The following is a 12,419-nucleotide window of genomic DNA, read 5'->3' as shown; positions in this document are numbered from 1 at the left end:
GTCAACAAGGTACTCCCGGCCGTCCTCCCCGGACCCCTGCGGAAAGTCCTGCCTTGGCGGCGGCACCGGGAGGGTCCGCCGCGCCGGAGGTCCCGGCCCGAATCGCCGGAACTGCGCCCGAACTGCACTGGACCTGCACCGTAACCTGCGCCCCGGCGCAGGTTACGGCTCCGGTTACCGGGCGTCGCGCGGCTGTGGTTGCATGGTTCCATGCCTTTCCGCTGGTTCCCCGGGGCAACCCAGACGCTTTCCGCGGTGGCCCTGAGCGGGCTGCTGCTGGCCAGCGCGGCCAAACACTTCCGCGATCCGGCCTTCTTCGCACCGGTGATCCCGGAGTTCCTTTGCCGCGATGACACCGGCAGCCGGCGTAACGGGCCCCTCGCCGTGCTGTCCCAGGAGGAGTGGGTGGCCGCGAGCGGGCTGCTGGAGGCCGGCGCCGCCGTCGGACTGCTGGTCCCACCGGTCCGGCGCGGGGCCGCCGTGTGCGTCACCGCCATGTTCACGGCCTTCCTCGCCGGACACCTGGACGCGCTCCGCACGGCGTACGGGCCGGAGGGGACGCCGGCGCAACGCCGGATCCACAGCCTGCGGCTGCCGTTGCAGGCGCCCCTCATCGCGTGGGCGTGGAGCCTGTCGAAGCCGGTCCCGAAACGGCGGCGGCGGTGAAGCTCGCGCAATCCCCGGCCGTCCGTGTCGGGCTCTCGATCAGCATCGCCACCGGACTCTACGGGGTCTCGTTCGGTGCCCTGTCCGTGACGTCGGGGCTCGATTTCTGGCAAACCATGGCGCTGAGCCTGCTGCTCTTCAGCGGCGGCTCGCAGTTCGCCTTCATCGGCGTCGTGGCCGGCGGCGGTTCCGGCGTCGCGGCAATGAGTGCAGCCACCCTGTTGGGCATGCGCAACGGAATCTACGGCATGCAGCTCAACGCCCTGCTGCAACCACGTGGCTGGCGCCGGTTCGCCGCCGCCCATGTCACTATCGACGAATCGACCGCCACCAGCACCGGCCAGACCGACCCCGCGGAGCAGCGCCGGGGTTTCTGGACGGCGGGCCTGGGCATCTTCGTGCTGTGGAACGTGTTCACGGCCGTGGGGGCGCTGGCCGGAGGCGCCCTGGGCGACCCCAAGCAGTGGGGCCTCGACGGCGCCGCGGTCGCGGCCTTCCTGGGACTGCTCTGGCCCCGGCTCAAGGGCCGCGAACCCGTCGCGATCGCCGTCGTCTGCGCCCTGGCGACAGTCCTGGCCGTGCCGTTCGTCCCGGCGGGGGTGCCCATCCTGGTGGCCGCCTTCGTGGCGGCGGTGTTCGGCTGGTTCAGTCACGGCCGCAGCGACGAGGGGCTCGAGCCCGACGTCGACCCGTACGCCGAGGAGCATGAGGCGGCCCGGCGTGCCGTACACGGCCAGGGGGAGACCTCATGACGCTGTGGCTCTGGCTCCTGCTTTCCTGCGTGCTGGCCTACGCCTGGAAACTCGTGGGGTACCTGGTGCCGGCCAGCCTGCTGCGCAATCCGCGAATGTCCCGGATCGCCGGGACCATGACAATCGGCCTGCTGGCTTCGCTGACGGTGGTGAACACGGTGGCGTCCGGGCAGTCGCTGGCGCTGGACGCACGGCTCGGGGCCCTCGCCGCGGCCGCGCTTGCCCTGTGGCTGCGGGCGCCGTTCCTCGTGGTGGTCCTGGCCGGTGCCGGCGCCGCTGCCGGGCTGCGGCTGCTCGGCTGGGGGTAGGCGCCCGGGCGGTCTTTAGCCCCTTGTTGTGACCGGGCCCCGGTGGGAGCATTCGAGCATGACCGACAACGACGCTCAGCCTGCCGCTGCCCCCGGCCCTGACATCCCCGAAGCCAAGCCGGCCAAAGTGCACGAGCACTTCGTCTCGCCCGGGGCCGAGTCCACCCGGGAACTGCGCGAAATGGCCCGACGCCGGCGCGAGGCCGAGGAAAAACTGCAGCACCACCTGCAGGAAGCGCATCGCTTGCACGATGACAGGGAAAAGCCGGCGCCGGGGAAGTCCACCGAGGAGCAGCAGGCGGACAAACCGGACCAGGAAACGCCCCCCGCGGACTGACCCGCCACCGCAGTCGGCCCGGTGCCGGCAGGCGCCGCAGGGCCGGGCAGCTCAGACAGTGGCGAGGAACGACAGCACCCGGTCCTTCAGCAGCGCTGACGCCTCCGGGTCGAAGGCGTCGAGCGAGGAGTCCGCGAAGAGGTGCTGGGCGCCGGGATAAACGAACAGCTCCGCGGCCGCTGCGGACCCGGCAAGTTCGCGTGCGGCCGGCAGGTCCTCGTCGAAGAACTCATCCTCCTGCTTGCCGTGGATCTGCACCGGCACGTCCGGCGGCCACGCGTCCCCAAACTCGGTGACCGGCAGGCAGGAATACATCAGCAGCGCGCCGCGGGCGCCGGGCCGCGTCTGTGCCAGCCGTTGGGCGACGGTCACGCCAAAGGAGAACCCGGCGTAGACGAGCCCCGGGCCGAGCTCGTCGGCAGCGGCGGCGCCGCGGGCCCGGATGACGTCGAAGCCGGTCCGGCCCGCGTAGCCGAAGCCCTCCTCGATGCTCGCGAAGGTATGGCCGTCGAACAGGTCGGGGACATGCACGGTGTGCCCGGCCTCCCGCAACTCGTCGGCAAACTCCCGCACCCCCGCGGTCAGGCCCTGGATGTGGTGGTACAGGAGTACTTCGGCCATGTCTGCGCTTCTCCTCCGCGTGGATCAACTCCCGGCTGGAACATCCGCGATGCTAACCCGCCCCGCCCGGGCAGACAACCCCCGGACCTGGCCCGGGGCGCCCGGGCCTAGGGCACCCTGGCCCCGGGGCACCCGGGCCTAAGCGCCGTCGACCGTCACGACGATCTTGCCGCGGGTGTGCCCTTCCATGCTTAGCCGGAACGCATCCGCCGACTCCGCCAGCGGGAAGGTTTTGGCCACCTCAACCTTGAGCTTGCCCTCGTCGACCAGCTCGGCGAGTTCCTGTAGCTCGGCGCCCACGGGATTTACCCACATCCAGGTGCCGCCATGCTGCTCGACTTCGCTATCCGCGATGGAGGCGTGCCGGCCGCCGTCGGCCAGCACCGCCAGGGTGGCGTCGAGGTTCCCACCTGCGAAGTCCGCCACGACCTCGACCCCGTCGGGGCGAAGCGCCCGCACCCGGTCCGCGAGGCCTTCGCCATAGCTGACAGGCTCGGCCCCAAGGGAGCGCAGGAAGTCGTGGTTCTTTTCTGACGCGGTCGCGATCACCCGGGCACCGAGCGCGGCGGCGATCTGGATTCCAAGGGAACCAACGCCGCCGGCGCCGCCATGGATCAGCACGGTCTCGCCGGCCTTGAGGCCCAGCCGGTTGAGGACCTGGAAAGCCGTCAGGCCCGCCAAGGGAAGGCCAGCGGACTCATTCCAATCCAGCGAGGCGGGTTTGCGGGCGAGAAGCCGTTCCGGCAGGGCGATATATTCAGCGAAGCTTCCGCCATGGACGTAGTCTTTCCGGCCGTAGGAAATGACTTCGTCGCCGGCCTGGAAATGCTGGACGTCGATGCCGACCGACTCCACGACGCCAGCCACGTCCCACCCCGGGATTGCCGGGAACTGCAGGTCCATGACTTCGTCCAGGTAGCCGGCCATGATCTTCCAGTCGACCGGATTTACCGACGCTGCCTTGACCTTGACCAGGACCATGCCCGGACCGACCTTGGGCATTGGGCGCTCGGCCAACTCAAGGACATCCGGATTGCCATATTCGCTGTAAGTTATTGCCTTCATGCAGGCTTCAACGGCTGCTTCCGGGGCGCTATTCCGCGTGCCGCCAAGAAGTGTGTCAGCTCACCGGGCGGTGCCAAGTCCTGCCAGTTTGAGCATCAGCTGCAGGCCCTCAGGCGTGCCGGGCCAGTGCCGCTCCACGGCGTCCGCCCCGGCCCGGGCCACCACGGAGCGCAGCACCAGGGCAACGATGACGACGTCGTCCGCGTATCCGATCACCGGCAGGAAGTCCGGGACCAGGTCGATCGGCGAGAGCAGGTACACCAGCAGCAGTGCCAGTCGGACGCGCACGCCCACCGCGACGGTGCGGTCCGCAAGCAGGCGCCGGATCAGCCGGAGCAGGTCCGGCAGCAGCCGCAGGGCGTCCTTCATGGTGACCGTTTCCGGGTGCCGCCGCGCGTAGCCCCAGAGCAGCACCAGCAATGCGGCATACACCAGCAACAGGCCGCCGAGCACGCCGGCGACGGTTTCCCACGTCATGGGGTCAACGGTACGGGGTTCCGTGGGTGGACCCGAACCCGACACTGAACGCGGTGCCATACGTGGTTCCCGGTGTCAGCGATTGGGGCGGCAGCGGACGGTCCGGCCGTTCTGCGCGGATGGCGTCCTCGAGCAGGGCGGCCGGACGGCGCCAGGCGTCCGAACCGGCCTCCATGGTGTCCACCACGCCGATCAGCATGGCCAGCAGCCGGATCATGTCTGCCATCGAGATGTCGCTGCGGAGGGTGCCCTGGCCCTGGCCGCGGCCCAGCAGCACGGCGACCGATTCGATCAGGTCGCCGGTGATTCCGGTCAGCACGCCGCGGCGGCCGGCCACGGCGCCGAGGAGGTTGGCTTCGTCGCTGGCCACACCCATCAGGGCGTCGATGACCCGGAACAGGCCCTCCGCGGCGTCCTTGCCGGCCAGCGCCTCTTCAATGACCGGATTGACCAGCAGCTTCAACTGCTGGTGCAGCGCCGCCAGAACGAGCTCTTCCTTGTCGGCGAAGTTCCGGAACAGCGTCGCGGGGCCCACTCCGGCGGTGACGGCGATGGTCTGCAGCGGGACTTCGGGGCCGTGCTCCCGGAAGCACTGGCGGGCCGCGGCAATGATCTTGTTGACGTTGCGTGCTGCGTCCGCACGGAGCGGCCGGCGGTCTACTGCCCGGTTCATTTGCTCAGGGTAGCAACGAGGAGGTGGAGGAAACCTGTTACCGGTGGGTACGCCTGATTATGACGTGTCGGCCGGATATTTCGCGCCCCGGCAGGCGCGTAGCCGCGTGGCAGACTGGAGCCATGTTGCTTGCATTTTCTGTCGCACCCTCCGGCCGTCCCGCTGGTGCTCCCGCCGGCTCCGATCCGGACGACGCCTCGGTCCACCACGCCGTCGCCGAGGCGGTGCGGATCGTGCGCGAATCCGGGCTGCCGAACCACACGGACTCGATGTTCACCACGATCGAGGGCGAATGGGACGAGGTGTTCGACGTCGTCAAGCGCGCCACGGAGGCGGTGGGTCGCTACGGCAGCCGCGTCTCCCTCGTGATCAAGGCCGACATCCGCCCGGGCTACACCGGCGAACTGACGGGCAAACTCGAACGGCTGGAGCAGGCCCTGGGCGACTAGCCCGGGGCGACTCCGGCGGCGCGGGCGGTGGCGGGCGGCCCTACCCTCCGGCCGTCCCAAGCTGTAAGACTGGGCCGCATGGTCGAGCATCAGCCCACGTCCCGCTGGATCGCCGTCGAGGAGTACCTCTCCGGGCTCGTTGTCCGGCCCGATCAATCACTGCGGCATGCGGTGGAAGCCGCCGCGGCCGCCGGGATGCCGGCCATCGAGGTGGCACCGAACGCCGGCAAGCTCTTGAAGCTGTTGGTCCAGTTGTCCGGCGCCCGGAGGGTCCTTGAGATCGGGACCCTGGCCGGTTTCAGCACCATCTGGATGGCGCAAGGCCTGCCGGAGGGCGGCACGCTTGTCACCTGCGAATACCTGCCCCGGCACGCCGAGTTGGCGCGCGCCAACCTCGACCAGGCCGGGCTGGGCCACCTCGTCGAGATCCGGGTGGGCGCGGCACTGGACACGCTCCCCGCGCTGGAGAGCGAGGGTGCAGGGCCCTTCGACTTCGTCTTCATCGACGCGGACAAGGAAAACAACCCGCACTACCTGGACTGGGCCATCCGGCTCGGCCGGCCCGGCACCACGGTGGTGATGGACAACGTGGTGTGGGAAGGGGCCGTGCTGGACCCGGCCTTGGACCCCGTCAACGCCCCGGGCATCGTCGCGGCGCTGCAGATGATGGGGGAGGATCCGCGGCTGGATGCCACCGTGATCCAGACGGTGGGGTCGAAGGGCTGGGACGGCTTCGCGCTGGCCCTCGTGCGGTAAGGGTGCAGGGCTGGGCGGTAGCAAGGCGCCGGCGAGGTCCCTGACGCGGGCCCGCGAAGTACTAAGTATGCTTAGATTTACCCGCCGGCGGTTTCGGCCGACAGCCGCCGGCACGCAAAGCAGCAGGCGCACATCGCAAAGGACACGGACGAGGCAATGAACGCGACCCAGGAAGCCCGCCCTCCCCAGCCCGTGCGGATCAGCTCCACGCCGGGCGAACTCGCCGGAATCGCACCGCTGTTGGACGCCGCCGCGGCCGGCGTCGGGGACGTCCCGGCCCTGCTGTCACTCGCCAAGGACTTGGGGGAGGCCGCCCCGAGGCCCGGCGAGGGCAACACCGCCTTCCTCTGGGAGATCCTCGCCTCGGTCACCGCCGTCGACGTCGCCGCCGGGCGCATCCTGGAACCCCACCTCGACGCTGCCGCTATCCTCGGCCAGGCCGGCGCGGCCGACCCCGCCGGCGCCCTGGCAGGCGTCCCCTTCGACGGCGCCTGGGGCGTCTTCGCCGCAGAAGCCCCCGGTCAGCGGCTGGAAGCCAAGGACGCGGCCGGCGGCGGCGTCGTACTGAACGGCTCGAAGCCTTGGTGCTCCATCGCCGCGCAACTGGATCACGCCGTGCTGACCGCGCATCTCGAGGGCGGCGGCCGCGCGGCGTTCGCCGTCGACCTGCACGCCGCCGGGGTTAGCTTCGCGGACCCGGAATGGACCAGCCTGGGCCTGCGGGAAGTTCCCAGCGGCACCGTGCACTTCGACGCTGTTCCGGCCGTGCCGCTGGGCGCAGCCGGCTGGTACTACCAGCGCCCCGGCTTCGCCTGGGGCGGCATGGGGGTTGCCGCCTGCTGGTTCGGCGGCGCTGTCGCCGTGGCCCGCAGCTACGTGGACTCCCTGCAGAAAGCGGCCGACGGCGGCCGCGAACCGGACCAGCTGGCCCTCGCCCACCTCGGCGAAATCGACCGCACCCTGACCGGCCTCGTCCAATACCTCGCCCGGACCGCGGCCCGGATCGACGCCGGGGAGCTATCCGGACCCGGCGCGTGGAGCGAGGCGCTGCGCGTCCGCGGCAGCGTGGCCGCGGCCGTGGAACGCATCCAGTCGCTGGTAGGCCAAAACCTGGGGCCCGCCCCGCTGGCTTTCGACGCACGCTACGGCAAACGGATGGCCGATCTCTCGCTCTATATCCGGCAGCACCACGCCATGCGCGACGACGCGCAACTCGGCGCCCTGACGTTCAAGGGGGACCACCCATGGTGAGCTTCACGCACAACGACGCCGGGACCAGCGAAGAGGACTGGGCGCGCAGCGGCGTCGCCACCCTGCCGGAACTCCCGCTCGACGCCGAGGCGCTGGCCGGCACGGCGTTCATCGTCCTGGCCGCGCACCCTGACGACGAATCGCTGGGTGCCGGCGGCCTGATGGCCCGGCTGCACGGACTTGGCGCGCAGGTCCAGGTCCTGCTGTGCACGGCCGGGGAGGCCTCCCACCCCGGCTCGCCCAGCACCACACCGGAACAGCTTGCCGGCCTGCGGCTGCGGGAGTTTGCCGGCGCGCTCGGGCGGCTCGTTCCGGCCGCAGGCTGGCGGTATCTCGGGCTGCCGGACGGGAAGCTCGCCGCCCACCGGGACCAAATCCTGGCCGCGATCGGCGAGGCCGCGGCCGCCACCGGGCGGACGGGCGACCGCATCGTGCTCGTGGCGCCCTACCGGAACGACGGCCACACCGACCATGACACCCTCGGCTCTGTCGCCGCCGAGGCGGCCGCCGCGTCGGGCCACGGGCTGCTGGAATACCCGGTCTGGTACTGGCTTTGGGCCGGCCCGGAGGACCCGGCCTGGCAGTCCTGGCTGCGCCTCCCGTTGACGCCGGCCGAGGAACTGGCCAAGGCCCAGGCCATGGCGGCGCACACCTCGCAGGTCCGGGCGCTCTCGGAGCAGCCGGGGGACGAAGTGCTGCTCCCGCCGGCCTTCCTGCAGCATTTCTCCCGGCACTGGGAGACCTTCGCGTGGCAGCGGCCCGCCGCGCCGGCCGGAACGGCCGGAGCGGCGGCAACCGGCGCCGACGCGCCCTACGCCGCGGCGGACGCGGAAGGGCTCTTCGACACCGTCCACGCCCGGAGCGAAGATCCGTGGGATTACACCAGCAGCTGGTACGAACACCGCAAACGCGCGCTGACCCTCGCGGCGCTCCCCGGCCGGAACTACACCGCCGGCCTGGAAATCGGCTGTTCCATCGGAACCCTGAGCGTAGAACTCGCGGAGCGCTGCGGCACCTTCCTGGCCGTCGATGCGAGCAGCGCGGCGCTGGCCCACGCCGCCCGGCGGCTTTCGCACCTGCCGGCCGCGCAGACCCGCCACCTCACGGTCCCGCAGGACTGGCCGGAAGGCGCCTTCGACCTGATCGTGGTGTCGGAGGTGGGCTACTACCTCTCGCCGGAGGAGCTGGCGGCACTGTTTGAACGCGTCGAGGCCACGCTGTTGCCCGGCGGCACGCTGGCGCTCTGCCACTGGCGTCACCCGATCGATGGTTGGGAGCTCGACGGCGACGCCGTCCACGCCGCCGCCCGCAGCCAGCTCCGCTGGACCGACGCAGGCCTCTACCGGGAGCGCGACTTCGTCCTGGAGATCCTCCGCGCCCCGGAGCCGCTCGCGTGAGCACTGCGGCAGCCCCCGCCCGGCCCCCGCAAGGACGCCCCGGCATCGACGCCATCGCCGTCGTGATGCCGGCCCACAACGAGGACCAGCACCTCGACCGGGCCCTGCGGGCCGTGCAGCGCGCCGCAGACGAGCTCCAGCGGCAGAGGCCCGGCGTCGCTGTCCGGGTGAAAGTGGTCCTGGACAGCTGCACCGACCGCTCCGCCGAGATCGCCGCGGGGTACGTTGACGCCGACCCGCGCTTCAGTGCGCTGGAGGTCAGGCTGCACAGCGCCGGCGCGAGCCGGGCGGCAGGCGTCCGCGCTGCGGTGCTCGGTCCGCACCGGCGCGCCCCGGGCCACCGCTCCACTCCGCTGCCGTGGCCGGGACGGACCTGGCTGGCGAACACCGACGCCGACTCGCAGGTCCCGGTGAACTGGCTGGTCCGGCAGCTCGAATTCGCCGAGGCCGGCGCCGACGCGGTACTGGGCTCGGTGGAACCGGACCCCGTGGGGATGGACCCGGAACTGCTGCGCCGCTGGCTGGACCGCCACCCCTTCGAGGAAAACCACCCGCACATCTACGGCGCCAACTTCGGCGTCCGGGCCTCCGCCTACCTGGCTGCGGGCGGCTTCTCCCACCTGGAAACGCACGAGGACCGCACCCTGGTGCACAGCCTGCGCAGCCTCGCCTTCACCGTCCTCGCCACGGACAGCATGCGGGTGCTGACCTCCGGCCGGATCCATGCACGCGCTCCGCAAGGCTTCGGCGCCTACCTGCGCTCGCTGGGACGGCAGCGGCCTCCCGCGGCAACCGGCAGCTAAGGGGCCGGCGCGTTCGCCGAGGCGATGCCTCCAGGCCGCGACCCTCGAAGCCCCGGAGCGACGTAGCCGCGCGCAACCCCGGGTGACCTTTGGCCCTAACCCGGGGTGCCGCGCCGGAGCATCCTCGGAAGCATGATGGACCTGGGCAGTGCCGGGGTTAGGTGCTGCGCATGACGGGCGGCGGAGGGTGAACCCTGCCGCGGCCGGGCCGCTGTCCGTGCTCTCCGGACTGAGCTCGGCGGAGGCTGCCCTGCGGCTGGCGCGTGCCGGGCCGAACCGGCTGCCCGAGGCCCGCACAGTGCCGGGCTGGCGGCGGCTGCTGGCAGAGCTGACCCACTTTTTTGCCGTCATGCTCTGGGTGGCGGCCGCCCTCGCCTTCGTCGCCGGCATGCCGCAACTGGGCGTCGCCATCGTCGTGGTGATCGTAGTCAACGGGGTATTCGCCTACATCCAGCAGGAGCGCGCTCAGCACGCGGCCGCCAAGCTACGGGAGCTGCTGCCCGCCATGGTCTCCGTCCGCCGGGACAACCGCATCGTCAAGGTGCACACCACCGAGCTGGTGCCCGGCGACGCCGTCGTACTGGTGGCCGGCGACCGGGTCCCGGCGGATCTCCGGCTGGCGCGGGCTGCGGGCTGCACGGTGGACGAATCGATGCTCACCGGCGAAAGCGAGGCGGTCAGCAAGGCCGCCGGCGACACCGTCTTCGGCGGAACCTTCCTGGTCATCGGCACGGCCGAAGGCGTGGTGGCCAGCACCGGGGGACAGACCAGGCTGGCGGAGATCGCGTCGTTGACCGGCAAGGTCGAGGCACCGCCGAGCCCGCTGGCCCTGGAGTTGCAGCGGATTGTCCGGATTGTGGCCGGCGTGGCCCTCGGCATCGGCGCCTTGTTTTTCGTCCTCTCGCTGCTGGTGGGCATCTCGTGGCGGGACGCGTTCCTCTTCGCGATCGGCGTGGCGGTGGCGCTGGTGCCCGAGGGCCTGCTCCCCACCGTCACCCTCTCGCTCGCCATCGGAGCCCAGCGGATGGCAGCGCGCAACGCCCTGGTGCGGAACCTGCAGGCGGTCGAGACGCTCGGCTCAACGACTTTCATCTGCACCGACAAGACAGGAACCCTCACGCAGAACCGGATGAACGCCGTCGAGGTCTGGACGCCCTCCGGACTGCTGGGCATCACCGGCGCGGGCTATGGGCCGGAAGCTCAGGTCACCCGTGAGGGCGGCGCGGACGCCGGGGCAGAGGCTTTCCGGGCGGGGCAGCGGCTCAGCGCCGCCGCCCGTGCCGCCTCGGTGGGCCGGGCGGTGCCGCACGACGGGCAGTGGATCGCCGAGGGAGACCCGATGGAAGCCGCCATCGACGCGCTGGCCACCCGGCTGGCCGGCCCCGGCGGCCGGCCGGAGGAGTCGACGCCGTCGCACCGGTTTGCCTTCGATCCCCGCCGGCTGCGCGAGTCCGCCATCGTCGGCACCACGCTCTTCGTCAAAGGCGCCCCGGAGTCCGTGATCCCCTTATGCCGGGGCGGCGGCGAGGAAGGCGACGGCAGCGGCGAGGACGGCGACGACCGTGCCCTGCAGATGGTGGACGAGATGGCCTCGCACGGGCTCAGGGTCCTCGCGGTCGCGCAGCGGAGCCTGCCGGGACTGCCCGGCGCCCGCTTTAAGCTCGAGGAGGTTGAGACCGGGCTGACGCTGCTGGGGCTGATCGGCCTGCACGATCCGCCCCGCGCCGAGGTGCGGCTCTCGCTGCAGGCGGCCCGCGACGCCGGCATCAAGGTCGGTATGGTCACCGGCGACCACGCCTTCACAGCCACCGCCATAGCCCGGGAAACCGGCCTGATCGGATCCCCCGAACTGGTCCTGGAAGGCCACACCCTGCCGGAGGACGACGAGGTCCTGGCCGCCCTGCTGGACCGCGACGGCGTCGTCGTCAGCCGGGTGACGCCCGAACAAAAGCTCCGGGTGGCCCGGTTGCTGCAGCACCGCGGCCACGTGCTGGCCATGACCGGTGATGGCGTGAACGACGGGCCGGCGCTGCAGCAGGCGGACATCGGCGTCGCGATGGGCCTCAGCGGCACGGATGTGGCCCGCGAGGCGGCGGACCTGGTCCTGCTCGACGACGACTTCGCCACGATCATCGCGGCCGTGGAGCAGGGCCGCGCCACCTACGCGAACATCCGCCGCTTCCTGACCTACCACCTCACGGACAACGTCGCAGAACTGACCCCGTTCGTGTTCTGGGCCCTCTCCGGCGGCCGGTTCCCGCTGGCGTTGAGCGTGCTGCAGATCCTCGCCCTCGATATTGGCACCGACCTCCTGCCGGCGCTGGCGCTCGGCAGCGAAGCGCCCAGCAAGGGGGCCCTGAAACGTCCGCCGGAGCGCCGGCACCTGATGGACCGGGCCCTGATGTTCCGGGTCTTCGGGCTGCTGGGCCCGGTGGAGGCGCTGATGGAGATGACCGCCTACACGGCCGTGCTCCTGGGCGCCGGCTGGACCCCCGGAGCCGAACTGCCGCCGTCGGATGCGCTGATGGCAGCCTCGGGCGCCGCGTTCAGCACCGTGGTCCTGGCCCAACTCGCCAACGCCTTCGCCTGCCGCAGTGCCACCTCCCCGCCCTGGCGGCTGGGCTGGTTCACCAACCGGCTGCTGCTCTGGGCCGTGCTGGCAGAGCTGGGACTGCTTTCCGTCTTCCTGTTCCTCGGCCCGCTCGCCGCCCTGCTGGGCCATGCCCCGCCGACGCCGGGGGGACTGGCCGTGGCCCTTGCCGCCATCCCGGCGGTGCTGCTCGCCGACTGGCTCTACAAGCTGGCCCGGCACCGCAAGTCCGCCCCTTCCGCCCAACGCACCGCCTAAAGGTCCAAAGCCTCTG

14 protein-coding genes are annotated in these 12,419 nt (G+C 71.3%); 10 read left to right on the top strand and 4 right to left on the bottom strand.

From position 1 onward, the window contains the following. Positions 1 to 210: 210 nt before the first annotated feature. Genes AC1DK9_RS11705 through AC1DK9_RS11690 form a run of 4 tightly spaced genes read left to right on the top strand, consistent with a single transcriptional unit; the run spans position 211 to position 2,063 of the window. On the top strand, positions 211 to 666 hold the full coding sequence (locus AC1DK9_RS11705) for a DoxX family protein (RefSeq protein WP_476916032.1): 456 nt from the start codon (positions 211 to 213) through the stop codon (positions 664 to 666). After that, entirely contained in the window at positions 663 to 1,418 is a 756-nt protein-coding gene (locus tag AC1DK9_RS11700) for an AzlC family ABC transporter permease (protein ID WP_476916103.1), read from the top strand. Before AC1DK9_RS11705 ends, AC1DK9_RS11700 begins: the two co-directional genes overlap by 4 nt. After that, entirely contained in the window at positions 1,415 to 1,726 is a 312-nt protein-coding gene (locus tag AC1DK9_RS11695; RefSeq protein ID WP_476861235.1) for an AzlD domain-containing protein, read from the top strand. The genes AC1DK9_RS11700 and AC1DK9_RS11695 overlap by 4 nt, the downstream gene beginning before the upstream one ends. Before the next feature lie 58 nt (positions 1,727 to 1,784). Further along, complete coding sequence (locus tag AC1DK9_RS11690) at positions 1,785 to 2,063, top strand: hypothetical protein (protein WP_476916031.1); 279 nt, start codon at positions 1,785 to 1,787, stop codon at positions 2,061 to 2,063. Between the two features lie 51 nt (positions 2,064 to 2,114). On the opposite strand, the gene AC1DK9_RS11685 is transcribed toward AC1DK9_RS11690, so the two are convergent. The 4 genes from AC1DK9_RS11685 to AC1DK9_RS11670 all read right to left on the bottom strand — a co-directional run bounded on the left by AC1DK9_RS11685 (position 2,115) and on the right by AC1DK9_RS11670 (position 4,899). Beyond that, entirely contained in the window at positions 2,115 to 2,684 is a 570-nt protein-coding gene (locus AC1DK9_RS11685) for a dienelactone hydrolase family protein (RefSeq protein WP_476916030.1), read from the bottom strand. A gap of 138 nt (positions 2,685 to 2,822) precedes the next feature. Then, a complete protein-coding gene (locus tag AC1DK9_RS11680; RefSeq protein WP_476861232.1) occupies positions 2,823 to 3,749 on the bottom strand; it encodes an NADP-dependent oxidoreductase in 927 nt (308 codons plus the stop codon). 60 nt (positions 3,750 to 3,809) lie between these two features. After that, positions 3,810 to 4,226 carry a YkvA family protein gene (locus tag AC1DK9_RS11675; RefSeq protein WP_476916029.1) on the bottom strand — a complete coding sequence of 139 codons (417 nt, stop codon included), beginning with the start codon at positions 4,224 to 4,226 and terminating at the stop codon, positions 3,810 to 3,812. A gap of 4 nt (positions 4,227 to 4,230) precedes the next feature. Then, positions 4,231 to 4,899, bottom strand: coding sequence for a TetR/AcrR family transcriptional regulator (locus AC1DK9_RS11670; protein WP_476861230.1), 669 nt, complete (start codon positions 4,897 to 4,899; stop codon positions 4,231 to 4,233). 122 nt (positions 4,900 to 5,021) lie between these two features. Here AC1DK9_RS11670 and AC1DK9_RS11665 point away from each other — a divergent pair, with 122 nt between their 5' ends. The 6 genes from AC1DK9_RS11665 to AC1DK9_RS11640 all read left to right on the top strand — a co-directional run bounded on the left by AC1DK9_RS11665 (position 5,022) and on the right by AC1DK9_RS11640 (position 12,403). Further along, positions 5,022 to 5,348, top strand: a complete 327-nt coding sequence (locus tag AC1DK9_RS11665) for a thiamine-binding protein (RefSeq protein WP_476861229.1) — start codon at positions 5,022 to 5,024, stop codon at positions 5,346 to 5,348. 78 nt (positions 5,349 to 5,426) lie between these two features. Beyond that, the gene (locus AC1DK9_RS11660) at positions 5,427 to 6,104 is read left to right on the top strand and encodes an O-methyltransferase (RefSeq protein ID WP_476916028.1); all 678 of its coding nucleotides are present in this window, start codon (positions 5,427 to 5,429) and stop codon (positions 6,102 to 6,104) included. Positions 6,105 to 6,260: 156 nt separating this feature from the next. Continuing rightward, positions 6,261 to 7,355 (top strand): acyl-CoA dehydrogenase family protein, encoded by a 1,095-nt coding sequence (locus tag AC1DK9_RS11655; protein WP_476861227.1) that lies wholly within the window; start codon positions 6,261 to 6,263, stop codon positions 7,353 to 7,355. Further along, positions 7,349 to 8,752, top strand: coding sequence for a PIG-L family deacetylase (locus AC1DK9_RS11650; protein WP_476861226.1), 1,404 nt, complete (start codon positions 7,349 to 7,351; stop codon positions 8,750 to 8,752). The genes AC1DK9_RS11655 and AC1DK9_RS11650 overlap by 7 nt, the downstream gene beginning before the upstream one ends. A 65-nt stretch (positions 8,753 to 8,817) precedes the next feature. Continuing rightward, on the top strand, positions 8,818 to 9,555 hold the full coding sequence (locus AC1DK9_RS11645; RefSeq protein ID WP_476861584.1) for a glycosyltransferase family 2 protein: 738 nt from the start codon (positions 8,818 to 8,820) through the stop codon (positions 9,553 to 9,555). A gap of 187 nt (positions 9,556 to 9,742) precedes the next feature. Next, complete coding sequence (locus AC1DK9_RS11640) at positions 9,743 to 12,403, top strand: cation-translocating P-type ATPase (RefSeq protein ID WP_476916027.1); 2,661 nt, start codon at positions 9,743 to 9,745, stop codon at positions 12,401 to 12,403. Positions 12,404 to 12,419 lie beyond the last annotated feature (16 nt).

Source organism: Arthrobacter sp. 01T414 (assembly GCF_056398965.1).
Note: the sequence above shows the minus strand (reverse complement) of the source record. Positions and strands in the feature narration are given on the sequence as shown.